The 22,513-nt window shown below is 73.0% G+C and carries 25 protein-coding genes; 11 read left to right on the forward strand and 14 right to left on the reverse strand.

Annotated elements, in window-relative coordinates:
• Positions 1-32 precede the first annotated feature (32 nt).
• On the forward strand, positions 33-638 hold the full coding sequence (locus AB0C38_RS41135) for a TetR/AcrR family transcriptional regulator (protein WP_360683953.1): 606 nt from the start codon (positions 33-35) through the stop codon (positions 636-638).
• Positions 622-2,244: an acyl-CoA dehydrogenase family protein gene (locus AB0C38_RS41140; RefSeq protein WP_360683956.1), complete on the forward strand. Its 1,623-nt coding sequence runs from the start codon at positions 622-624 to the stop codon at positions 2,242-2,244. Before AB0C38_RS41135 ends, AB0C38_RS41140 begins: the two co-directional genes overlap by 17 nt.
• On the opposite strand, the gene AB0C38_RS41145 is transcribed toward AB0C38_RS41140, so the two are convergent.
• Positions 2,241-2,774: a helix-turn-helix domain-containing protein gene (locus AB0C38_RS41145; protein ID WP_360683959.1), complete on the reverse strand. Its 534-nt coding sequence runs from the start codon at positions 2,772-2,774 to the stop codon at positions 2,241-2,243. The genes AB0C38_RS41140 and AB0C38_RS41145 overlap by 4 nt on opposite strands.
• A gap of 77 nt (positions 2,775-2,851) precedes the next feature.
• On the opposite strand from AB0C38_RS41145, the gene AB0C38_RS41150 reads away from it, so the two are divergent.
• Positions 2,852-4,066, forward strand: a complete 1,215-nt coding sequence (locus AB0C38_RS41150) for an FAD-dependent monooxygenase (protein WP_360683962.1) — start codon at positions 2,852-2,854, stop codon at positions 4,064-4,066.
• Here AB0C38_RS41150 and AB0C38_RS41155 read toward each other — a convergent pair.
• Complete coding sequence (locus tag AB0C38_RS41155; protein WP_360683965.1) at positions 4,050-4,616, reverse strand: TetR family transcriptional regulator; 567 nt, start codon at positions 4,614-4,616, stop codon at positions 4,050-4,052. The two genes, AB0C38_RS41150 and AB0C38_RS41155, sit on opposite strands and share 17 nt — an antisense overlap.
• Positions 4,617-4,700: 84 nt before the next feature.
• Between AB0C38_RS41155 and AB0C38_RS41160 the strand changes: the two genes are divergently transcribed.
• Positions 4,701-5,711: an aldo/keto reductase gene (locus tag AB0C38_RS41160; RefSeq protein WP_360683968.1), complete on the forward strand. Its 1,011-nt coding sequence runs from the start codon at positions 4,701-4,703 to the stop codon at positions 5,709-5,711.
• Here the strand turns inward: AB0C38_RS41160 and AB0C38_RS41165 are convergent.
• The 5 genes from AB0C38_RS41165 to AB0C38_RS41185 all read right to left on the reverse strand — a co-directional run bounded on the left by AB0C38_RS41165 (position 5,708) and on the right by AB0C38_RS41185 (position 11,863).
• Positions 5,708-6,283: a DinB family protein gene (locus AB0C38_RS41165; RefSeq protein WP_360683971.1), complete on the reverse strand. Its 576-nt coding sequence runs from the start codon at positions 6,281-6,283 to the stop codon at positions 5,708-5,710. The genes AB0C38_RS41160 and AB0C38_RS41165 overlap by 4 nt on opposite strands.
• Before the next feature lie 216 nt (positions 6,284-6,499).
• On the reverse strand, positions 6,500-7,597 hold the full coding sequence (locus AB0C38_RS41170; protein ID WP_360683974.1) for an SWF/SNF family helicase: 1,098 nt from the start codon (positions 7,595-7,597) through the stop codon (positions 6,500-6,502).
• The gene (locus tag AB0C38_RS41175; protein ID WP_360683977.1) at positions 7,594-10,110 is read right to left on the reverse strand and encodes a DEAD/DEAH box helicase; all 2,517 of its coding nucleotides are present in this window, start codon (positions 10,108-10,110) and stop codon (positions 7,594-7,596) included. The genes AB0C38_RS41170 and AB0C38_RS41175 overlap by 4 nt, the downstream gene beginning before the upstream one ends.
• 44 nt (positions 10,111-10,154) lie before the next feature.
• On the reverse strand, positions 10,155-10,937 hold the full coding sequence (locus AB0C38_RS41180; RefSeq protein WP_360683980.1) for an ABC transporter permease: 783 nt from the start codon (positions 10,935-10,937) through the stop codon (positions 10,155-10,157).
• Positions 10,934-11,863, reverse strand: coding sequence for an ATP-binding cassette domain-containing protein (locus AB0C38_RS41185; RefSeq protein WP_360683983.1), 930 nt, complete (start codon positions 11,861-11,863; stop codon positions 10,934-10,936). The genes AB0C38_RS41180 and AB0C38_RS41185 overlap by 4 nt, the downstream gene beginning before the upstream one ends.
• A gap of 79 nt (positions 11,864-11,942) precedes the next feature.
• On the opposite strand from AB0C38_RS41185, the gene AB0C38_RS41190 reads away from it, so the two are divergent.
• Entirely contained in the window at positions 11,943-12,728 is a 786-nt protein-coding gene (locus tag AB0C38_RS41190) for a TetR/AcrR family transcriptional regulator (protein ID WP_360683986.1), read from the forward strand.
• A 62-nt stretch (positions 12,729-12,790) separates the two neighbouring features.
• On the opposite strand, the gene AB0C38_RS41195 is transcribed toward AB0C38_RS41190, so the two are convergent.
• Entirely contained in the window at positions 12,791-13,963 is a 1,173-nt protein-coding gene (locus AB0C38_RS41195) for a cytochrome P450 (RefSeq protein ID WP_360683989.1), read from the reverse strand.
• A gap of 86 nt (positions 13,964-14,049) precedes the next feature.
• Between AB0C38_RS41195 and AB0C38_RS41200 the strand changes: the two genes are divergently transcribed.
• The 5 genes from AB0C38_RS41200 to AB0C38_RS41220 are packed head-to-tail and all read left to right on the forward strand — an operon-like array spanning position 14,050 to position 17,994.
• Positions 14,050-15,120, forward strand: coding sequence for a TetR/AcrR family transcriptional regulator (locus tag AB0C38_RS41200; protein WP_360683992.1), 1,071 nt, complete (start codon positions 14,050-14,052; stop codon positions 15,118-15,120).
• Between the two features lie 19 nt (positions 15,121-15,139).
• Complete coding sequence (locus AB0C38_RS41205) at positions 15,140-16,414, forward strand: RNA polymerase sigma factor (RefSeq protein ID WP_360683995.1); 1,275 nt, start codon at positions 15,140-15,142, stop codon at positions 16,412-16,414.
• On the forward strand, positions 16,411-17,175 hold the full coding sequence (locus tag AB0C38_RS41210; RefSeq protein ID WP_360683998.1) for an alpha/beta hydrolase: 765 nt from the start codon (positions 16,411-16,413) through the stop codon (positions 17,173-17,175). Before AB0C38_RS41205 ends, AB0C38_RS41210 begins: the two co-directional genes overlap by 4 nt.
• 1 nt (position 17,176) lies before the next feature.
• On the forward strand, positions 17,177-17,509 hold the full coding sequence (locus AB0C38_RS41215) for a YciI family protein (RefSeq protein ID WP_360684001.1): 333 nt from the start codon (positions 17,177-17,179) through the stop codon (positions 17,507-17,509).
• The gene (locus tag AB0C38_RS41220) at positions 17,509-17,994 is read left to right on the forward strand and encodes a GyrI-like domain-containing protein (protein WP_360684004.1); all 486 of its coding nucleotides are present in this window, start codon (positions 17,509-17,511) and stop codon (positions 17,992-17,994) included. Before AB0C38_RS41215 ends, AB0C38_RS41220 begins: the two co-directional genes overlap by 1 nt.
• On the opposite strand, the gene AB0C38_RS41225 is transcribed toward AB0C38_RS41220, so the two are convergent.
• A complete protein-coding gene (locus tag AB0C38_RS41225) occupies positions 17,995-18,447 on the reverse strand; it encodes an anthrone oxygenase family protein (RefSeq protein WP_360684007.1) in 453 nt (150 codons plus the stop codon).
• Positions 18,448-18,464: 17 nt separating this feature from the next.
• Positions 18,465-19,286, reverse strand: a complete 822-nt coding sequence (locus AB0C38_RS41230) for an NmrA family transcriptional regulator (RefSeq protein WP_360684010.1) — start codon at positions 19,284-19,286, stop codon at positions 18,465-18,467.
• An 82-nt stretch (positions 19,287-19,368) separates the two neighbouring features.
• On the opposite strand from AB0C38_RS41230, the gene AB0C38_RS41235 reads away from it, so the two are divergent.
• Positions 19,369-20,295, forward strand: coding sequence for an AraC family transcriptional regulator (locus tag AB0C38_RS41235; RefSeq protein ID WP_360684013.1), 927 nt, complete (start codon positions 19,369-19,371; stop codon positions 20,293-20,295).
• Here the strand turns inward: AB0C38_RS41235 and AB0C38_RS41240 are convergent.
• From AB0C38_RS41240 to AB0C38_RS41255, 4 genes are read right to left on the reverse strand one after another with little or no spacing between them, the layout of a single operon-like run.
• Positions 20,267-20,665 carry a nuclear transport factor 2 family protein gene (locus AB0C38_RS41240; RefSeq protein WP_360684016.1) on the reverse strand — a complete coding sequence of 133 codons (399 nt, stop codon included), beginning with the start codon at positions 20,663-20,665 and terminating at the stop codon, positions 20,267-20,269. The two genes, AB0C38_RS41235 and AB0C38_RS41240, sit on opposite strands and share 29 nt — an antisense overlap.
• The gene (locus AB0C38_RS41245) at positions 20,662-21,093 is read right to left on the reverse strand and encodes an SRPBCC family protein (RefSeq protein WP_360684019.1); all 432 of its coding nucleotides are present in this window, start codon (positions 21,091-21,093) and stop codon (positions 20,662-20,664) included. Before AB0C38_RS41245 ends, AB0C38_RS41240 begins: the two co-directional genes overlap by 4 nt.
• Positions 21,090-21,434 carry a metalloregulator ArsR/SmtB family transcription factor gene (locus AB0C38_RS41250; RefSeq protein WP_360684022.1) on the reverse strand — a complete coding sequence of 115 codons (345 nt, stop codon included), beginning with the start codon at positions 21,432-21,434 and terminating at the stop codon, positions 21,090-21,092. The genes AB0C38_RS41245 and AB0C38_RS41250 overlap by 4 nt, the downstream gene beginning before the upstream one ends.
• 39 nt (positions 21,435-21,473) lie before the next feature.
• Positions 21,474-22,472 (reverse strand): hypothetical protein, encoded by a 999-nt coding sequence (locus tag AB0C38_RS41255; RefSeq protein ID WP_360684025.1) that lies wholly within the window; start codon positions 22,470-22,472, stop codon positions 21,474-21,476.
• Positions 22,473-22,513: the final 41 nt, after the last annotated feature.

The raw sequence follows: 22,513 nt of genomic DNA on the forward strand, positions 1-22,513 counted from the left end.
TGAAGCACTGAATCAGTGCTTCACTTCTTGGCGTGCCCTACCGCCGCACCCCGAAGGTCCAGGAACGCCTCGACGCCCAGCGCGAGACGATCGTCGCCGCGGCGACCGAGCAACTCGCCGAGCACGGCTACGCCGGCTGCTCCGTCGCCGCTGTCGCCGAGCGGGCCGGGGTCGCCGTCGGGAGCGTCTACCAGCACTTCCCCACCAAGGCCGACCTCGTCGTGCACGTGTTCCGGCAGGTCGTGACGCGGGAGGTCGAAGCCGTCCGGGCCGCGTCCGCGCAGCCCGGTGAGCCCGCCGAGCGGGTGCTGGCGGTGTTCGAGACGTTCGCCCAGCGCGCGCTCAAGGCGCCCCGCCAGGCGTACGCCCTGCTGGCCGAGCCGGTCGACGCACGGATCGACGCCGAGCGGCTCGAGTTCCGCCGGGCGTTCACCGAGGTCGTCGCCGAGCACGTCGCGGCCGGGGTGCGCGAAGGCGCGCTGCCGCCGCAGGACGGCCGGCTGACCGCCGCCGCGCTGGTGGGTGCCGCCGCCGAGGTCCTGATCGGCCCGTTGACCAGCGGCAACGCCGGTGACGTCGCCGAGCTCCGCACGTTCGTCGTCCGCGCTCTAGGAGGTTCCGATGTCCGCCACGCATGAGGTCACCAACCAGGTCCCGCCGCTGCAGGGCCACGACGTCGCCGACGACCCCGCGCTGCTGGCCGGGCTGGAGCGGGCCGGGGCGGACTGGGCGTCCGGCGAGCTGCACGAGCTGGGCCGGCTGGCCGGGAGCGAGCAGGCCCAGGAATGGGGGCGGGTGGTCAACGAGAACGAGCCGGTGCTGCGCACGCACGACCGGTACGGCCACCGGATCGACGAGGTCGAGTTCCACCCGTACTGGCACGACCTGATGACCGTCGCGGTGTCCCACGGCCTGCACGGCACGCCGTGGCAGGACCCGCGCGAGGGCGCGCACGCGGCCAGGGCGGCGAAGTTCTACGTCTGGGGCCAGGTCGAGGCCGGGCACAGCTGCCCGATTTCGATGACCTACGCGGCGATCCCGGCGCTGCGGGCCAACCCGGAGCTGGCCGCGCGGTACGAGCCGCTGCTGGCGGCGACCGAGTACGACTTCGGGCTGCGGGAGCCCAGCACCAAGCGGGGCCTGATCGCGGGCATGTCGATGACCGAGAAGCAGGGCGGCTCCGACGTCCGCGCCAACACCACGACGGCGGCACCGGGTGCGGACGGCAGCTACACCCTCGTCGGGCACAAGTGGTTCACCTCGGCGCCGATGTCGGACCTGTTCCTGACGCTGGCCCAGGCACCCGGCGGGCTCTCGTGCTTCCTGCTCCCCCGCGTCCTGCCCGACGGCTCGCGCAACCCGATCCGGCTGCAGCGGCTGAAGGACAAGCTGGGCAACCGCTCCAACGCGTCCTCGGAGATCGAGTACGACCACGCCACCGGCTGGCTCGTCGGCGAGGAGGGCCGCGGGGTCCGCACCATCATCGAGATGGTCAACAACACCCGGCTGGACTGCACGCTCGGCAGCGCGTCCGGCATGCGGCTGGGCGCGGTCCGCGCGATCCACCACGCCACCCACCGGCACGCGTTCGGCAAGGCGCTGGTCGAGCAGCCGCTGATGGCGAACGTGCTCGCGGATCTCGTGATCGAGTCCGAAGCGGCCACCACGGTGGCGATGCGGCTGGCCGCGGCGGGCGACCGGCGCGACGACGAGCAGGAGCAGGCGTTCCGGCGGCTCGGGCTCGCGGTGTCGAAGTACTGGGTGTGCAAGCGGGCGCCCATGCACGCGGCCGAGGCCCTCGAATGCTTCGGCGGCAACGGGTACGTCGAGGAGTCGGGCATGCCGCGGCTCTACCGCGAGGCTCCGCTGTCGTCGATCTGGGAAGGCTCGGGCAACGTCGCCGCGCTGGACGCGTTGCGCGCCATGGGGAAGCAGCCGGAGTCGGTCGCGGCGTTCTTCGCCGAGGTCGAGCAGGCGGCCGGTGGCGACGCGCGGCTGGACGACGCCGTGGACCGCGTCCGCAAGGAGCTGACCGACCTCGACGCGATCGAGTACCGGGCGCGGCGGGTGGTCGAGGCGATGGCGCTGGTGCTGCAGGGATCGCTGCTGGTGCGCCACGGCCACCCGGCGGTCGCGGACGCGTTCTGCGCGTCCCGGTTCGGCGGCGATTGGGGCATCGCGTTCGGCACGCTGCCGGCCGGGGTGGACACCGCCGCGATCATCGACCGCGCCGCGGTGCGCTAGCGGCCGAGTGCGTCGAGCGCTCCGGCGACCGCCGCGGCCTTGAGCTCCTCGACCGGGGCGTCGGGGAACTGCATGCAGACGTCCTGCAGGCCGCCCAGCGCGAGGATCGCGCGCGCCTGCGCCGCGAGGGTGGGCTCGGGGCCGCAGATCAGCACCGTGAGCCGGGTGCGCCAGCCCAGTGCCTTGTCGATGAGCCCCAGGTCGGCCAGCGTGGGCATCTCGGCCAGCAGCATGATCACGTCCGCGCGGTGGCGGTAGTTGAAGTCGAAGAACCCTTCGATCAGCTCCCGCACCGGCGCGTCCCCGCGGGCCTCCTGGTCGAGGAGGAACCGCTCGCCGTCGTCGAGCATGGGCTGGACGATGCTGCGCACGAGCTCGTCGCGCGAGGGGAAGTGGTAGTAGAGCGCGGGCTTGGTGATGCCCAGCCGGTCGGCGATGTCCTGCAGGCTGGTGCGCTGCACCCCTTGGGTCGTGAAGAGGTCGCGCGCGACGTCGAGGATGCGCTGCTTGGTGTCGGAGGGTTTCGGCACGGACCCAGCATAACTGACTTAACGATAGGTAAGGAGCTGTGGTACAACTTACCTACCGTTAAGTCAGGGAGGTACTCATGCGGATTCTCGTCTCGGGCGCCAGCATCGCGGGCCCGGTGCTCGCCTATTGGCTCACCCGCCACGGCTTCGACGTCACGGTCGTCGAACGCGCCCCCGTGCTGCGCAAGACCGGCGGCCACGCCGTCGACCTGTTCCGGCCCGCCATGGACATCACCGAACGGATGGGCGTGCTGCCGCGCGTCGAAGCCCGCAAAACCGGCACCGCCCGGATGACGCTGCACCGCGAAGGCGCGCGCCGCCCGGTGCGGGTGGACCTGTCGAAGATCTACCGCGCCACCTCCGACCGGCACGCCGAGATCATGCGCGACGACCTCAGCGAGATCTACTACGACGCCGGCCGCGACGACGTCGAATACCTCTTCGGCGACTCGATCACCAGCATCTCCCCCGACGGCGACGTCACCTTCGAACACGCCGCGCCGCGCAAGTTCGACATCGTCGTCGGCGCCGACGGGCTGCACTCGAACGTCCGGCGCCTGGTCTTCGGCGAAGAAGCCGGCCTGACGAAGTTCATCGGCGCCTACCTGGCCGTGCTCTCCATGCCCGGCACGACCGGCCTCGGTGACGGCGAAACCGTCCTGCACCTCGGCCCCGGCCGCACCGCCGGCGTCTACAGCGCGCGGCACCTCGACGAAGCCCGGGCGGTGTTCCTGTTCCGCCGCGACGAGCCGCTCGACTACCACCACCGCGACGTCGCGAGGCAGCAGGAGCTGCTGCGCGAGGCCTACGCCGGGATGCATCCGCAGGTCGACGGCTGGCTGGCCGAACTGGCCGGCCCGGGCCCGTTCTACTTCGACTCGATCACCCAGCTCGGGCTCGACTCGTGGTCACGCGGTCGCGTCACGCTCGTCGGCGACGCCGGCTACTGTCCCGGCCCGGCCGTCGGCGGCAGCACCAGCCTCGCGGTGCTCGGCGCCTACGTCCTGGCCGGCGAACTGGCCGCGGCGGGCGGTGACCACGAACGTGCTTTCGCCGCCTACGAAAGCGAAATGGGCGAGCTGGTGCGCAAGAGCCGCGCGTTCGCCGCCGGCGCCGCCCGCAGCCTGATCCCCGCCTCCCGCGCCGGGGTGTGGGCGCTGACCCGCGGCGGCCAGCTCGTCTCGGCCCTGCCGGCCCGCGTCACCACGGCGCTGGCGAAGCTCAACACCGGCGGCGTGCGGATGCACGACTCCATGCGGGTCAAGGACTACGCGGTCACGCCCGTGGGCTGAGCCCGTCGGCGAGGACCGCGACCATCCGCTGGTTGTACTCCAGGTCCTCGCCGCGCACGGGCTGGCAGAGCAGGGCCACGGCGTGCAGGAGGTCCTTCGCGCTGACGTCGGTGCGGACCTCCCCCGCCGCGGCCGCCGCGTCGAGCAGGGCGGCCAGGACCGGTTCCATCCGCTCCATGAAGTAGCCGGGCAGCGCGTCGAACGCCGGATCGCCCGAATGCAGGGCCGCGGCGAACCCCCGCTTCGTGCCGACGAACTCGGTGTAGCGGCGCAGCCACCGTCGCAGCGCTTCGCCCGGCTCGTGTTCGGCGCTCAGCGCCGGTCCCGCCTGGGCCACGACGTCGATCTCGCGCTGCAGCACGGCCGCGACCAGCTCCGCGCGCTGCGGGAAGTGCCGGTAGAGCGTGCCGACGCCGACCCCGGCCAGGTCGGTGATCTCCTTCGCCGGCGCGTCCACCCCCGAGGTGGCGAAGACGCTCTTCGCCGCCTCCAGTAGAGCGTCGACGTTGCGCTGGGCGTCGGCGCGTCGACGTCGCGGCTCTTCGGGCACGGTGCTCCTCCGGGTAGCTAAGCGGAAAGCCTTTCCGTATAGTTGTGGAAAAGCTTTCCGGTTAAGGTTACCCGAGGAGTCCCCATGCAGTACCGCACCCTGGGCCGGACCGGCATCCAGGTCAGCCCCTACGCCCTGGGCACGCTGATGTTCGCCACCCGGATCGGCAACGCCGACCCGGAGGACTCGGCCCGCGTCCTGCACCGGGCCCTCGACGCCGGGATCAACTTCCTCGACACCGCCGACGCCTACGGCGACTCCGAAGACGTCGTCGGCAAAGCCCTGGAAGGCCGCCGCGACGACGTCGTGCTCGCCACCAAGTTCGGCCGCCCGACCGGCGAGGACCCCAACCACCAGGGCGCCTCCCGCCGCTGGATCGTCACCGCCGTCGAGAACTCGCTGCGCCGCCTGCGGACCGACCACATCGACCTCTACCAGCTGCACCGTCCCGACCCCGGCACCGACATCGAAGAGACCCTCGCCGCGCTCACCGACCTCCTGCGCAGCGGCAAGGTCCGCGCGATCGGCGCGTCCGGCACGACGGCGTCGGACATCGTCGAGGCCCAGTGGGCGGCCGCCCGGCACGGCCTGACCGCGTTCCACACCGAGCAGCCCGCCTACTCCCTTCTCAACCGCGGGATCGAACGCGAGATCCTGCCCGCCACCCAGCGCTTCGGCATGGGCACCCTCGTCTGGGGCCCGCTCGGCCAAGGCCTGCTCACCGGCCGCCGGCACGACGAGCTGCGCCGCGCGGGCCTGGTCCGCCACCTCAACGACGAGCGCCGCCTCGACGTCGTCGAGCAGTTCGAAGCGCTCGCGAAAGAAGCCGGACTGCCCATGACCCACCTCGCGATGGCCTTCACCATCGCCCACCCCGGCGTGACCAGCGCCCTGCTGGGCGCCCGCACGATGGCCCACCTCGACGACCTCCTGGCCGGCCTCGACGTCACCCTCTCCGACGACCTGCTCGACCGCATCGACGAGATCGTCCCGCCGGGCACCGACGTCGGCACCCTCGACCAGGCCTACCAGCCTCCCGCGCTGCAGCAGCCGGGATTGCGGCGCCGGCCGCTCGCCGAACGCACCGCGGCCTAAACCGCGCGGAACTTGTCCGCCGCGCCCTGGACCCGCGCCACATACGTCTCCCACCAGGCGGTGTCGCCGATGTCGTCGTGGTCGCCGCCCGCGCGACCGTCGATCAGCTCACGAACGATGTCGGCGTGGCCCGCGTGGTGCCCCGCCTCCGCCGTCACCCGCACGAGCAGCGAGCCGAACGTCGTCCCCCGACGCTCCTCCGGCCACCACGGCACCGACGCCGGCGCGTCCAGCGGCAGCTGCTCGATCGACTCGTCCGAGTGCCGCCACGCCGTCCGGTACAGCTCGACCAGCTCCTCGCGGGTCTCCTCCGCGGTGGCCCACATGTCGGCGCTGTCCCAGATCGACCCGTCCTCGACCCACGGCAGCCGGACCGGGGCCGGGCGGCCGACGCAGTCGCCCAGGTAGCCGAGCTCCCCGCCGGCCAGGTGCTTGACCAGGCCGAGCAGGTTGGTGGCCGTCGGGGTCATCGGGCGGCGGATGTCGTACTCGCTCAACCCGGACAACGACGCGAGCACGCACTCGCGCTTCTCCTGGAGGTACCGGTGCAGATCGGCGGCAATGGCGTCCATGGCCCGCACGCTAGCGCCGGGCACCGACAAAAACCTGACCGACAGAAACAGGGCGGGCGCGCGAGGAGTCAGCACCCGCGCGCCCGCACCCCCAGTGGGCCCGGCGGGAAACCGCCGTTGGGGAGAGGAGACACCGGGGAACGCGCTGGATACCGCGCGATCCCACGAAAATCCCTGTCCAGGCGCGGGTTCACCCCGTGAAGAAGCTCCCGGGAATCAGCCGAGCAGCAGTCCCGGATCGGCCTCCGGCGGCCCCGCGGGCCACCACTCACCGCCCTCGCGCCGGTACGGGTGCCACCGCCCCCGCCGGTCCAGCCGCACCTGCACCTCCCCGGCCGTGCACCGGTTGCGGTCGAACACCGGCTCCTCGTCGGTGACGTCGGCGAGCGCGGCCCGCGCGGCCGCCAGTGCCACCTTCGGCGGTGTCCACGGCGCGTCCAGCACCTCCAGACCCGCGCGGCCGCCGTGCGTCCACGCCGCGACCGCCCGCTCGAACTCGGCCCCCTCGCCCAGCCGTGAAGCCGCGGCGGGGAACTCCGCGGCCAGCCGGACCGTGTCGTGCCGCCGTCCCGGCCACGGCTCACCCGCCAGCATCGCCCGCGCCTGCGTCGCGGCGTGCGCGGCCAACAGAGCGAAGGCCTCCGCCGGCACCCCGGGCGCGGCCGGGATCGACGGCGCCCCCGACGGCCGGAACCCGGCGAGATCCGGCAGCTCTCCCGGCGTCCGGTCCTCGACCACCAGGTCCACGCGCGGCGCCGTGCGGCTCTCCAGCTCTTCGCGGATCTCCCGCTCACCCTTGCCGCGCATCAGCAACAGCACGAACGGGTCCGCGTCCAGCAGCCACGACGCCTGGAACGACAACGCCGCCGCGTGCCGGCACGGCAGCTCCCAGCCCGCGCAGTCGCACTCCGGGTCGAGGTCCCCGATCCCCGGCAGCAAGTGGACGCCGGCGTCGTCGGCCGCCGCCACCAGGTCGTGCGGCATGTCCCGGTCCAGCAGCGCCGCCAGGTGCCCCGCGCGCGAGGCGACCCGGTCGAGGAACCGCGTCCAGTCTGCTTCGGACAGCTCCGCCAGCCGCAGCTCGGTCCGGTACGGGCCGCCGTCGACGTCGTCGACCGCCGCCGCGATCCGGCCCGGGCTCACCGTGATCGGCCCGACCAGCCCGGCCGCGGCGTACTTGCGGCCTTTCTTCAGCTGCCGCAGGTCCAGCGCGGTGTCCTCCATCGCGCTCACCCAGGCCCGCCCCCACCAGGAGCGGGCCGAGCGCCCGCCGGCTCCGAACGCGGGGAACCCGCGTACCGCTTCGTCGCTCATCCGCGGCTCCTCAGCTCGACGAGCTCCGCGAGCTCGGTGTCGGTCAGTTCGGTCAACGCCGCCTCGCCACCGGCCAGCACCGCGTCGGCCAGCGCCCGCTTCTCCCGCAGCATCGCCGCGATCCGGTCCTCGACCGTGCCCTCGGCGACGAGCCGGTGCACCTGCACCGGCCGGGTCTGCCCGATCCGGTACGCCCGGTCGGTCGCCTGGTCTTCGACAGCGGGGTTCCACCAGCGGTCGAAGTGCACGACGTGGTCGGCGCGCGTGAGGTTCAGCCCGGTGCCGGCCGCCTTGAGCGACAACAGGAACACCGGCACCTCGCCCGCCTGGAACCGCTCGACGAGCTCTTCGCGCCGCGCCACCGGCGTGCCGCCGTGCAGCAGCAACGTGCCGATCCCGCGGGCGGCCAGGTGCTGTTCCAGCAGCCGGGCCATGGCGACGTACTGGGTGAACACCAGCACCGCGCCGCCCTCGGCGAGGATCGTGTCCAGCAGCTCGTCGAGCAGCTCCAGCTTCCCCGAACGGCCACCGGGCTCTTTGAGGTACTGCGCCGGGTGGTTGCAGATCTGCTTGAGCGCGGTCAGCAGCTTGACGATCCGGCCGCGCCGCGCCATCCCGTCGCTCGCGGCGATGTCGGCCATCATCTCCCGCACGACCGCCTCGTACAGCGCCGCCTGCTCCGGGCTCAGCGCCACCGGCTGGTCCGTTTCGGTCTTCGCCGGCAGCTCCGGCGCGATCCCGGGGTCGGACTTGCGGCGCCGCAACAGGAACGGCCGCAGCAACCGGCTCAGCCGCTCCGCCGCGGAAGGGTCCCCGGCCTCGATCGGTTTCGCCCACCGCGTCCGGAACTCGCTCAGCGAACCCAGCAGGCCCGGCGCCGACCAGTCGAGGATCGCCCACAGCTCCGAGAGCGTGTTCTCCACCGGCGTGCCGGTCAGCGCCACCCGCGCCGCCGCGGGCACCAGCCGCAGCGCCTTCGCAGTGCCCGAGCGGTGGTTCTTGACGTGCTGGGCCTCGTCGGCGACCAGCAGCCCCCACCGCACCCCGGCCAGCGGCGCGGGATCGGTGCGCAGCGTGCCGTAAGTGGTCAGCACGAACCCTTCGATGTCCTCGAGCGAGCGCGCGCTGCCGTGGAAGCGCCGCACCGGCACACCCGGGGCGAACCGGCGGATCTCGCGTTCCCAGTTGCCCAGCAGCGACGCCGGGCACACGACCAGCGTCGGCCCGGACGCGCGGTGCAGGTGCAGCGCGATCAACGTGACCGTCTTGCCCAGGCCCATGTCGTCGGCGAGACAGCCGCCGAGGCCGAGCCCGGTGATCGTGGCCAGCCACTGCAGCCCGCGCAGCTGGTAGTCCCGCAGCGTCGCGGCCAGCCCGGCCGGCGGCGCCTGGGGTTCCGGCGGCGCGGACAGCCGTTCCCGCAGCCGCGCGAGCCAGCCCTCGGTGACGACCTCGACCGGCTCGCCGTCGACCTCGGTGGTCCCGGTCAGCACCGCGCCCAGCGCGTCGACCGGGGTGAGGGGCTTCAGCGTCCGTTCGCGTGCCTTCGCCGCGAACGCCGGGTCGACCAGCACCCAGCGGTCGCGCAGCCGCACCACCGGACGGCGGGCCTCGGCGAGCACGTCCAGCTCCGCCTCGGTCAGCACCTCACCGCCCAGGGCGAGCTGCCAGTCGAACTCGAGCGCCCGGCCGCCGCCGAAGAACGACGGCAGATCGCCGGGTGCGTCCCCGGCGTTCACTACGGCCCGTGCGGTCAGCGAGCCCACCAGCTCGGCCGGCCAGTGCACGTCGATGCCGACCGCCGCCAGGCGTGGGGCCGCGGCCGCGACGAGCTCGGTCACGTCGTCCCCGCCCAGCGCCAGCACGTCCGGCACGGCCGAGGTGAGCAGCGGGCTCAGCGCCGGCCACACCTGCGCACCCCGGCGCAGCGCCAGCACGACGTCGATGCGCGCCCGCGGCCCGAACCGGCCCGTCTCCCAGAGCTGCGCCGCGTCGGCGACCTGGCCGGGGTCGGCGAGGCTGTGCACCTGGACGACGGCGTGGAAGCGGCCGGCGTCGAAGCCGTCCGGCGCCTCCACCCGCAGCGACACCCGGGTGCCGGAGTCGAGCCCGGCGGCCAGTTCGCCGGCCCAGTCCCGCACGGACTCCGCCCGCTGCGGCGCGACCGCGGCGAACAACCGCGTCCCGGCCGCCTTCGCCGCGGCGGGTGTGCGGGGCAGGGTGTCGGCGACGGCGTCGAGGAACGCCCGCAGCAGGGGACCCGGCGCCCGCTCGTCCACCGGCATCGCGGCCGCGAGGTCCCGCAGCCACGCGGCTTCCGCCGGCTCCAAGGGCCCGACGCGCCAGGCGTCGTGGCCGGCCTCGGTGACCCCTGGCAAGAGCCGGCCCGCCGCGACCAGCCGCAGCGCGGCCTTCGCCGCGGTCGCCCAGAACGCCGTGGCGGGATCGGGATCGGTGGTGCTCAGCAGCTCCGGCAAGCCGTCCACAAGGGACAGCCGGCGCCCGTCGAGCACCAGCCGTCCCGCCCGTGGTGGTTCACCCGGTTCGAAATCGGCGTTCAGTTCCCCAACCTCCCGTATCGGCGCACGGACAACGGCACGAACACGGCCAGCAGCACCAGCGGCCACACCACGGCCATGAGCACGGAGTGCGCGCTCACCCAGGACGTCCCGGCCGCGCCCGGGTTGCCGAACAGCACCCGCGCCGCCGTCACCGTGGAGGACAACGGGTTCCACTCCGCCACGGTTCCCAGCCAGGCCGGCATGGTCGCGGTCGCCACGAACGCGCTGGAGAGGAACCCGAACGGGAACTCCAGCGTCTGCGCGAGCGTCACCATCGACGGATCCGTGGTCAGCAGGCCCAGGTAGATCCCGGCCCACACCAGCGCCGTGCGCAGCAGGAGCAGCAGCCCGAACGCGGCGAGCGTCTCGGCCAGGCTGCCGTGCGGGCGCCAGCCGACGGCGAACCCGCACCCCAGCAGCACGGCCAGCGCGAGGACCGCGTTCACCAGGTCCGCCGCCACCCGCCCGGTGAGCACCGCCGACGGCGCCATCGGCAGCGACCGGAACCGGTCGGTGACGCCCTTGGTGGCGTCGTCGAGCACCGCGATCATCGTGCCCGACAGCCCGAACGCCATGGTCATCGCGAACATCCCCGGCATCAGGAACTCGCGGTACGAACCCCCGCCCGGCACGGTCATCCCGCCACCGAGCAGGTAGGCGAAGATCAGCACCATCAGGATCGGGAACGCCACCACCGTGGCCAGCCGGGCCGGGCGCCGCGCCAGGTGGGCGAGGTACCGCTGGGTGAGCGTCCAGCCGTCTTCGATCGCCCATCTCATCGCGACACCTTCCCCGTCAGCTCCAGGAACACTTCGTCGAGCGTCGGATGCCGCAGGGCGACGTCGGCGACCGCCAGCTCGGCCGCGCCCAGCTCGCGGACGACGTCGGTCAGCATCGACGGTTCGGCCGGCGCGCTGACCCTCAGCTCTTCGGTGACCGGCTCGTCCCCGGTGACCCGGGCCAGCAACGCCGCCGCCGCGTGGACGACGTCCGGGTCGATCAGCGTCAGCTCGATCCGGGTCGCCCCGAGTGAGCCCTTCAGCTCGGCCGGGGTCCCTTCGGCGATGACGCGCCCGTGTTCCACCAGGGAGATGCGGTCGGCCAGCCGGTCGGCCTCCTCCAGGTACTGCGTCGTGAGCAGCACGGTCGTGCCGTCGGCGACCAGGGACCGCACCGCCCGCCAGACCTCGATGCGGCTGCGCGGGTCCAGCCCGGTCGTGGGCTCGTCGAGGAACAGCACCCGCGGGGTCGCGAGCAGGGAGGCGGCGAGGTCGAGGCGCCGCCGCATCCCGCCCGAGTACGCCGACACCGGGTTTGTCCCCGTGTCGGCGAGAGCGAACCGTTCCAGCAGGTCGTCGGCGCGGCGGGTGGCTTCGCGCCGGCCCAGGTGGTGCAGCCGGCCGAACAGCACGAGGTTCTGCCGCCCGGACAGCAGCTCGTCGACCGCGGCCTGCTGGCCGACCAGCCCGATCGCCGAGCGCACTTTCGCCGGTTCGGTGGCGACGTCGAAGCCGGCCACCCGTGCCGTACCGCCGTCGTGGCGCAGCAGGGTGGAGAGCACGCGGACGGCGGTCGTCTTGCCCGCGCCGTTGGGTCCCAGCAGGCCGTGCAGCGTGCCGGCCGTGACGGACAGATCGAACCCGTCGAGGGCGTACGCGTCGCCGTAGCGCTTGCGAAGTCCCTCGGCCTGGATCTGCAGAGTCATCTTCCCCCTTAACTCTGTACTGTGTACGAAGTAGAGGTTAGCACAACTCTGTACGTTGTACGACAATGAGGTGGGCAGAATGAGCCGCGTGAGCACGGAGGACAACGGCGGCAGCGACCCGCGACGCGCGATCGAGCTGCTCTGGGGCGTGGCCGCACCCGCCCGGCGCGGCCCGAAACCGAAGCTGACCACCGCCGACGTCGTCAGCGCGGCGATCACCCTCGGCGACGCCGACGGCATCGACGCGGTCACCATCCGCGGGGTCGCCGAGCACCTCGGCGTCTCCCCCATGACGCTCTACACCTACGTACCCGGCCGGGCCGAGCTGCTCGACCTGATGATCGACCACGCCCACGGCGAGCTGTCCGTCCCCGAGCCCGGCCTCGGCTGGCGGGCGGCCCTGACCGCGCTCGCCGACGACGAATGGGCGCTCTACCACCGGCACCCGTGGCTGCTGCAGGCCACCACCACCCGCTCGGCGCTGGGCCCGAACAGCTTCGCGCGATACGAACACGAGCTGCGCGCGGTCGAGGGCATCGGGCTGGACGACGTCGAGATGGACGCCGTCGTCACCCTGGTCTCCGGCCTGGTGCGGGGCACCGCGCGCAGCTCGCTCGACGCCGCCCGCCTGGTCCGCACCAGCGGGATGACCGACGCGCAGTGGTGGGAGCGCGTCGGCCCGGTCCTGGCCGGCATCCCCGCCGCGGACCCGGCCCACTACCCGCTCGCGTCCCGGGTCGGCACGGCCGCGGGCCAGGCCCACAACGCCGCGTCCGACCCGGCCCACAACTTCCGCTTCGGCCTCGCCCGCGTCCTGGACGGCATCGAAACCCTGATCTCCGCCCGGTCGGAGGGTCGCGAATGACTCATTCCCGGCCTACGAGGTCCCGAATGAGTCATTCGCGACGCTCGCCGCGGTGCCGCGCGTCAGAGCGCCAGCGGTAGCGACGCGGGCCGCCAGGTCCCGCCGTCGGGCGCGCGCGGCACGTCGTCGACGGCCAGCGCGAGATCCGGGAACCGGGCGAACAACCCCGAGAGCGCCACCTCCGTCTCCACCCGCGCGATCGACGCTCCCAGGCAGAAGTGCGGGCCGTGCGAAAAGCCCAGCTGCGGCGACCCCGAGCGCGTGACATCCAGACGGTCGGCGTCGGGGAACGCGCGCGGGTCGCGGTCGGCGGCCACCATCGCGGCCGTCACCCGCTCACCCTCGCGGATCAGGTGCCCGTCGATCTCGACGTCCTCCCGCGCGAACCGCGGCGTGGTCAGTAGTTGCGGGCTGCAGAAGCGCATCAGCTCCTCGACCGCGCCCGGCCACAACGCCGGGTCCGCGCGCAGGGCCGCGAGCTGGTCCGGGTGCCGCAGCAGGGCTTCGACGGCGTTCGCGATCAGGTTCACCGGCGTCTGACCGGCCAGCACGAGGTGCCAGACCAGGGTGACCAGCTCGGTGTCGGTGAGCCGGTCGTCGTCCTCGGCGCGCACGAGGTCACCGATGAGGTCGTCACCCGGTTCGGCCCGGCTGCGCGCCACCGCGTCCTTCGCGCCCTCGATGATCGCCGGGATCGCGGTCGCGAAGTCCGGGCCCACACCGCCGGCGATCACGGCGCCGTACTCCCGCCAGCGCGGCCGGTCGACCTCGGGGATGCCGGCCATCTCGCAGATGACGTCCATCGGCAACGGCCGCGCGAAGTGCGGCACGAGGTCGACGACGCCGTCCTCGGCGTAGCCGGGCAGCTCGTCGAGCAGCCGCTCGGTGAGGGCCACCAGCCGCGGCCGCAGTTGAGCGGCGCGCTTCGGGGTGAACGCCGGTGCCACCAGCCGCCGCAGCCGCAGGTGCTCGGGCCCGTCCTGCTCGGCCATCGTCCGCATGTACTCGAGGCAGTGCTCGGGGATGCCCGGCGGCCGCATGAAGCTTTCGGCCCGGACCTCGAACCGCGGGTCGGCCAGCATCGCGCGTGCCTGGGTGTAGCGGGTCAGCGCCCAGAACGGGCCGAAGCCGGGGATGACGAGCTTGGCCAGCGCGCCGGCCTCCCGCGCCTGGTCGTAGGCGGTGAACGGGTCAGTCAGGACGTTCAGGTCGGTCAGGTCGATCTCGGGGATCATCCGGCACTCCAAATGTTCACATCAGATGTTCTAATCATCTCAGTGGTCACGGTATCTTGATCCACGACACCGCGGCAAGGAGGACGATGGTCAGGCTCAGCAGGACCGAGACCCAGGAACGCAACCGCGCGAAGGTCCTCTCCGCCGCCCGCGACGAGTTCGCCGGACGCGGTTTCCGCGAGGCGAAGATCGACGTCATCGCCGAACGCGCCGAGCTCACCCGCGGCGCGGTCTACTCCAACTTCCCCGGCAAACGCGCCCTGTACTTCGCCGTCCTGGCCGACCTCGCCGAACGCGCACCCAGGCCCGCCACCCCAGCGCCGGACGCCGACGCGGCCGACGTCCTGGCCGCGTTCGCCCGCGCCTGGGTTGCCCGGCTCCCCCTGGCCACCGACAACGACAGCGGCGACGCCCGCCTCGCCCGCGACCTGGTGCCCGAGATCCTCGCCGACGAACACACCCGCCTGCCGTTCGCGCAGCTCATGCGCGTCGACGCCATCCTGCTCGGACTCGCCCTGGAACGACTGCGCCCAGGACGTCGCCTGGTCCGCGTCGCCGAAGCCGCCCTGACCACGCTGCACGGCGCGAGCCAGCTCGCCGCCGCCGCGCCCGGCTTCGGCGAACCGTTCCACATCGTCACCGCCTGCGCCGCACTGCTCGACCTGGACCTCAGCGACGACTGGCCCGCGACCCCGCCGATCACCGGCCAGGCCCGGCCCGCCGACCAGCCGTGGACCCCACCGACGGCCACCGACCTGCTGACCGGCGAACCGTTCCGGCCCGGCGACGGCGTCGTCACCATCCTCGGCCTGCACCGCGCTGCCGCCTTCGAGGAGGCCGTGCGCGCCGGCGCCGACGTCACCGCGGTGCTCGTCACCAGCGACCCCGGCGAACTCGCCCCCTTGGCCCGGCTCACCGTCGCCGACCTGCGCGCCTGCCTCGACCAGGCGATCGCACCCCCGGCCCGGCCCCGGCTCCGGCTCGTCTGCGACCCGGCCGGCGAGCTCGCCGCGGCCGCCGGCGTCACCGCCGTCAGTGACGCCACCGAGACGGCCGTCCGCGTCGAAGCCGGCCGGATCGTCGCGCGCGCCGAGGGCTACGGCGCCTGCCACGCGGCGGCTGTCGGTTCCGGCCCCGGCCGTTCGTCGGGTGGGTGAACCGGCGGAAGGAGCAGCGGTGGACGTCGAGACCGCGCTCGCGGAGGCGTTCCGCGAGGAGTGGGGCCAGGTCGTGGCCACGCTCATCCGGATCACCGGCGACTGGGACCTCGCCGAGGAGTGCGCCCAGGAGGCGTTCGCCCTCGCGCTGCGCACCTGGCCGCGCGACGGTGTCCCGAAGCGGCCCGGCGCCTGGCTGACCACCGCCGCCCGCAACCGCGCCACCGACCGGCTCCGCCGCGAAACCGCCGGCGCCGCCAAGCTCCGGGAGGCCGCCCTGATGCACGTCCCCGAAGAACTCGATCTCGACGACAGCGGCGTCACCGACGACCGTCTGCGGCTCATCTTCACCTGCTGTCACCCGGCTTTGGCCACCGAAGCCCAGGTCGCGCTCGCGCTGCGCACGCTGGCCGGGCTGTCCACCGCCGAGATCGCCCGCGCCTTCCTCGTGCCGGAAGCGACCATGTCCCAGCGGCTGGTGCGGGTGAAGCGCAAGATTCGCAACGCGCGCATCCCGTACCGCGTCCCGCCCGCGCACTTGCTGCCCGAACGCACCGCCGCCGTGCTCGGCGTGCTGTACCTGACGTTCAACGAGGGCTACTCCGCCAGCGCCGGACCCGACCTGCTGCGCCCCGACCTCGCAGCCGAAGCGATCCGGCTCGCCCACGTCCTGGCCCGCCTCATGCCCGACGAACCCGAGGTCCTCGGCCTGCTCGCGCTGATGCTGCTGCAACACGCCCGCCGCGCCACCCGGGCCGGTTCGAACGGTGAACTCGTCCCGCTCGAGGAACAGGACCGCACCCGGTGGGACGCGGGTGAAATCGCCGAAGGCGCCCAGATCCTGGAGACCGCGCTGCGCCGGCGGCACCCCGGGCCGTACCAGATCCAGGCCGCCATCGCCGCCTGCCACGCCACCGCAGCCCGGCCCGCCGACACCGACTGGGCCCAGATCGCCGGCCTCTACGGCGAGCTGCGCAAGCACGTCCCCAGCGCGGTCGTCGAGCTCAACCGGGCCGTCGCGGTCGGCATGGCCGACGGCCCGCTCGCCGGGCTCACGCTGCTCGACGAGCTGACCATGGACGGCTACCACCTGCTGCCCGCCACCCGCGCCGACTTCCTCCGGCGCTTGGGCCGGGACGCCGAAGCCGCCGAGTGGTACGCCAAGGCCCGCGATCTCGCGCCCACCGAGGCCGAGCGCGCCTACCTCACGCGAAGAATTTCGGAAGTGGTGTCGGTCCCGGGCGGGCCCGTTCGTCGGTCGGGCGAACCCCGACCACCGGAGGAAAGCCCATGACCACCCTCGCCGTCCCCGGCGCCACCCTCACCTACGACGTCACCGGCCGTGGTCCGGTGCTGCTGCTGGTCCCCGGCGGCCCCGCCGACGCCGCGGTGTTCACAGCGCTGCGCCCGCTGCTGGCCGAAGACCACACCGTCGTCGCCTACGACCCGCGTGGCCTCTCCCGCAGCCCGCTCGACGGCAAACCCGGGGGCGACACGATCCGCGAGCACGCCGACGACGTCCACCGCCTGCTCGCCGAAGTCGGGCCCGCGGACGTCCTGGCCAGCAGCGGCGGCGCCATCACGATGCTCGACCACGTCCTGCGGCACCCCGGTGACGTCCGCACGGTTGTTTTGCACGAACCTCCGGTCAGCCGTTACCTGCCCGCCGGGGCCCTCGACGGGCCTGACATCCCCGCGCTGTTCCGCGAACAGGGCGTCGGCCCGGCCTTCGCCGCGTTCATGGCGAGCTTGGGCATCGATCCCGCGCCGCCGCTCGACCTGGGCGCCGAAGGCAACTTCGCCTACTTCTTCGGCCACCTCATGCCCGCCACCGGCGCCTACGACCCGGATCTCGACGCGCTGCGGGCGACGTCCGCGCGGCTGGTCGTCGCCGTCGGCGAGAAGTCCACCGGGCAGCTTGCCCACGAAACCGGGCTCGGCCTGGCCGCGGACCTCGGCCTGGCGGCCGAACCGTTCCCGGGCGACCATGGCGGCTTCATGGCCGAGCCGGTCGCCTTCGCCGCGCGCCTGCGCGAAGTACTGGAAGGACGCTGACATGCGGTACCTGCTGATGATCGCCGGCGACGAGACCGCCGAAGAGCACCAGTACGACGGCTGCGACGGCTGGGGCGAAGACCTGGCCCGCCGCGGCAAGATCCACGGCGGAGGCGGCCTGCGCCCGCCGTCGGAAGCCACGACGATCCGCGTCCGCGACGGGGAAGTGCTGCTCACCGACGGGCCGTTCACCGAGGCCAAGGAACAGATCGGCGGCTACGTCGTCCTCGACTGCGACGACCTCGACGAAGCCCTCGAAATCGCGGCCAAGCACCCGGCAGCGACCTACGGCAGTATCGAAGTCCGCCCGATCTTCGTCCCGGAGGAACGCTGATGCCGTCCATCGTGGACCGACCGGCCCAGCGCTACGTCGCCGAGCGCGCCACCGTCGGGATCGACGAGTTCGCGCGCATCGCCGACCGGCTGCCCCCGCTCATCGGCACCTTGGCCGGCAGCGGGATTGCCCCGGCCGGGGCGCCGTTCTTCCGCTACCGCGTGCTGCACCCCGGGATGCGGTTCACCGTCGAGGCCGGCGTCCGGGTCGAAGGCGGGTTCACCCCGGAGGAGCCCGCCTTCGCCGGTGAGCTGCCGGCCGGGAAGTACGTCCTCGACACCTACGTCGGAGCCCCCGACGGCCTGGTCGCCGCCACCGCGGCGGTCCTGGCCTGGGGCGCCGTCGAGGGCGTCGCGTGGGACGTCACGGAAGGTCCCGACGGCGAGGAGTGGGGTGGCCGCCTGGAAGTCCTGCGCACCAACCCACTCGAAGTGGCGGACCCCAACCAGTGGGTCACCGACCTGCTCTTCCGCCTCGCGGACTGATCAGCCGCGGTCGGTGAGCACGGCCGCCACCAGGCAGCCGAACCCGGCCGTGCTCACCACGGCCCGCAGCACGTTCCAGCGCACCCACGCCGTCTCGAAGTTCGCGCGCACCGCCGCGTAGTCGTCGCCACCGGACTCCAGCGCGTTGTTCAGCGGGATGTTCAGCGCCCCGGTGATCAGCAGCATCGCCACCAGGCAAGCGAACCCGGCGATCACCCACGGCCGTGGCCCGGGGTTGAGGAAGATCGCCACGCCCGCCAGCAGCGGCGCGCCCAGGAACGTCAGCATGAAGACCGGGTTGACGATCGCGACGTTGATCCCGCGCATCGCCTCCACGAACGTCTTGTCGTCGCCGCGCGCGATCCCCGGCATCACCGAGCACGCGTAGGCGTAGAACAACCCGGCGATCAACCCGGCCGCGACCAGCGCGGCCACCAGCACCACAGTCGACATCGGTCTCTCCTTCCCCTTCATCGCGTCCAGACCCCGGTGGCCGCCGCGTCCCGCGCGAAGCCGGCGAAGTCCGTCGCCGGCCGCCCCAGCACCCGCTCGACGTCGTGGGTCATCGACTCGTTGCGGCCGTCGAGCACCCGGGCGAACAGCTCGGTCAGCGCCCCGGCCTCTTCTTCCGGCACGCCGTACTCGACCGCCGTGGCGGCGTAGTCCTCCGCGGAAACCGGAACATAGCGGACATCCCGCCCCGACGCGGCCGAAATGTCCGCGGCCGCGTCGGCGAAGCTCAGCAGCCGCGGCCCGGTCAGCTCGTACAGCTGTCCCGTGTGGCCCGGCTCGGTCAGCACCTTCACCGCGACGTCGGCGATGTCGCGGACGTCGACGAACGGTTCGGTGACCGTGCCCGCCGGCAGTGCGATCTCCCCGCCGCGCACGGCGTCGAGCAGGAAGTGCTCGCTGAAGTTCTGCGCGAACCAGCTGCATCGCAGGACCGTCCAGCCGGTGCCGGCGTCGGCGACGATCCGTTCGCACGCCTCGGCTTCCTCCTCGCCGCGGCCGGACAGCAGCACCAGGTGCCCGATGCCGTGCGCCACCGCCAGCTCGGTGAACGCGCGGATGTCAGCGGCCGCCTCGGGCACCACCAGGTCGGGGTAATAGGTCAGGTAAACCGAGCTGACGCCTTCGAGCACCGGCGCCCAGGTCTCGCGGTCACCCCAGTCGAACGGCGGCGCCCCGCGCCGCGACGTGGTCCGCACCGGCAGGCCGCGTTCCCGCAGCCGATCCGCCACGCGACGCCCGGTCTTGCCGGTGCCGCCCACCACCAGGAAGTTCGTTGTCATGGCAGTGAGTCAACCGGTGTTCGGTGAGACTCTCCATAGTTCAAAGCCTCGATCGCATGTTTCAGCGTCTACACTCGGCAGCATGGATCCACTTGCCGCGCTCCTCGACGGCCCCCGCGCCCACGGCGCGTTCCTGCTGCGTTCGGTGCTCACCCCGCCGTGGTCACTGCGTATCGAAGACCAGGCGCCGCTGACCGTGGTGTCGGTCGTGCGCGGCGAAGCGTGGATCGTCCTCGACGACGGCGAGAGCGTCCTGCTGGGCGAAGGCGACGTCGCGATCGCCCGCGGCCCGGACCCGTACCTGGTCGCCGACCACCCGTCGACGCCGCCGCAGGCGCTGATCCTGCCCGGCCAGGAGTGCCGCACCCCCGATGGCGGGCACCTCACCGAGTACGCCGACCTCGGCGTGCGCACGTGGGGCACCGGCGGCCCGGTCGTGCTGCTCACCGGCACGTACGGCATGGAAGGCGAGATCAGCAAGAAGCTCCTGGCCGCGCTGCCGACGCTGATCGTCCTGCGGGCGGCCGACTGGCCGACGCCGCTGGTCGGGCTGCTCGCCACGGAGATCGGCCGGGACGTGCCGGGTCAGGAGGCCGTCCTCGACCGGCTGCTCGATCTGCTGCTGATCGCCGCGCTGCGCACGTGGTTCGACCGGCCCGACACGAGCGCGCCGGCCTGGTACCGCGCGCACGACGATCCGATCGTCGGGCAGGCATTGCGGTTGCTGCAGCACCAGCCCGCCGAGCCGTGGACGGTCGCCAAGCTCGCCGCCAACACCGGCGTCTCCCGGGCCGCACTGGCCCGGCGGTTCGCCACGACGGTGGGCGAGACACCGATGGCCTACCTCACCGGCTGGCGGCTCGCGCTCGCCGCGGACCTGCTGCGCCAGCAACCGGACGCCACGATCGGTTCGGTCGCCCACCAGGTCGGCTACGGCAGCGCGTTCGCCCTCAGCACGGCCTTCAAACGCGAATTCGGCGTCAGCCCGCAGCGGTACCGGACGGCGTGAGCGGCACCGAACTGTGCTCATGGACGATCTTCCAGCCGTCCTCGCCGCGACGGAACCCGACGGTGGAGCGCACCCACATGTCCACATCGGTCCCGTCGGTCATCGTGCCCTTGACCTGGAACAGGTAGTGCGCGAACGCGACATCGCCATCGGCGACGACCTCGAGGTCCTGGACCGTCAGGTCGATCGTGGAGCGGTAGGCCCCGAACCACTCCCGCAGCCGGGCGCGTTCGACGTCCCGGCCGGTGTCGCGCAACGGGCCGAGCGCGTCGAACAGCGTGACGTCCTCGGCGTACTGGGCCACCAGCGTCTCGACGTCCTTCGCCGCCACGGCCGCGACGCGGGCTTCGACGAGCAGTTCGGGGGTCATTTCAGCGCCTCGCCCAGCCGGTCGAGCCAGTCACCCGTGCCCCGCTCGCGCCACGCCGGTTCTTCGGCGCCGTCGAGGAACGTGCCCTGCTCGGTCAGGACCAGGCGGGTGCCCTCGCCTTCGGCGACCAGTTCGACCGTGGTGACCGAGACCGTGGCGAGCACCTTGCCGCCGCTCAGCGTCGAGGAGTAGACGATGCGCTGCTCGGGCACGATGTCGTGGTAGGTCGAGGTGACGGCCAGCGCCGTACCGTCCGAGCCCGTGGCGCCGACGGTTTCCCGGCCGCCGACGCGGAAGTCCAGCTCGTGCGTCCCGTCGGGGACGAACCAGCGCCCCTTGGCGGCCTGGTCCGCCCACGCGGCGAACACGCGAGCCGGGGGAACGGGGTAGGTGCGTTCCAGCGTGAAGGTGGCGTGCGTGACGGTCATGTCGTGCTCCCTTCGGACGTGCCTGGCGGCTCGGCGAGGACGTCGCCGAGCCGGTCGAGCCTGCTTTCCCACGTGGTGCGCTGACCGCCCAGCCAGTGCTCGCCGGCGCGCAGCATCTCCGGCTCGATCCGGCAGGTCCGCACGCGGCCGACCTTCTCCGACCGCACGATCCCGGCGGATTCGAGCACCTGAAGGTGCTGCACCACGGCGGCGAGCGACATGGTCAGCGGCTCGGCGAGCTCACTGACCGACGCCGGCCCGCGCACGAGCCGCTCCACCAGCGCCCGCCGCGTCCGGTCACCCAGGGCGCGGAACACCAGGTCCAGCTCATGGTCAAGCATGTACTTAAGTTATGCCCGCGCTCGCTGATAGTCAAGTAACTACTTAAGCATTGCCGCCACGTCGTCCGGCAGGTTCACGTCCGCCTCCCGCAGGACGGCGAGGGCTCTGACCAGCGCACGCTCGGCGTTGTCGGCGCGACCGGTGCACGTGCGGAGTTCAGTGCCGAGGTTCGTGGTGGTCTCGTGCATGGACCGGACGGTTTGCTCGTGGGCGGCCTGCGCCGCGGCCAGCCGCCGATCGGACTCGGTTCGCGCGCGATCGGCATCCGACCTGGCCCGTTCCTCGGCGGCCTGGTGGGCAGTAGCTGCCTTGGTCAGTTCCTCGCGGGCCACGCCGGCACGGGCTTCGGCCGCGTCGAGACGCTGGGTCGTCGTCTCGGCACGGAGTTCCGCCGCTTCGGCGCGCGAGGTGGCGGCCTGGCTGCGGCCACGTTCTTCGTCGAGGACCTCTCGTACGGCCGTCAGTTCAGCGGTCAGGGTGGCGATCACGGCGGCGCGCTCACCGGCCAGGGCGGCGGTGGCGTCGGCCCGCTCGGCGACCCGCCCGAGTTCGTCCCGCACCGCGGCCAGCTGTCCTTCGGCACGCTGCTGCTCCTGCAGCGCGGCCCGCCGGGCGGCGCGGTCCTCGTCCCGCTCCCGCAAAGCCGCGGCCATCGCCTTCTCGGCGTCGGCCGCGGTCCGTGCGGCCTCATCGGCACTGTCGCGCGCTTGGGCGGCGTCGGCTTCGGCGAGCCCCCGCTGCCGCCGGTGGTCGTCGGCCTCGGCCAAAGCGGCGTCCCGTTCGGCGAGCGCGGTGGCGGTGGCGGCTTCCAGCTGCTGACGCAGGGTCGTGAGCGTCTCGACGAGCCCTCGCGCGGGCTCGAGCACGCGGTCGACCTGCCCGGCGAGCGCGGTGACGGCGGTGTCGTCCAGCGCGGTGTCGCTCTCCCGCAGCGACTCGGCGTCCGACAGGACGGCCTCGGCGTCGCGGCAGGAGAGGTTCCGCCGGCCCCAGGTCTTCCCGTCCTGACAGAACCGAGCCCGGCTCCCCCGCCCCACAGCCGGCGGCAGCGGCGCCCCACAACGCCGGTACTCACAAA

This window comes from Amycolatopsis sp. NPDC048633 (genome assembly GCF_040650695.1).
GTDB lineage: Bacteria > Actinomycetota > Actinomycetes > Mycobacteriales > Pseudonocardiaceae > Amycolatopsis.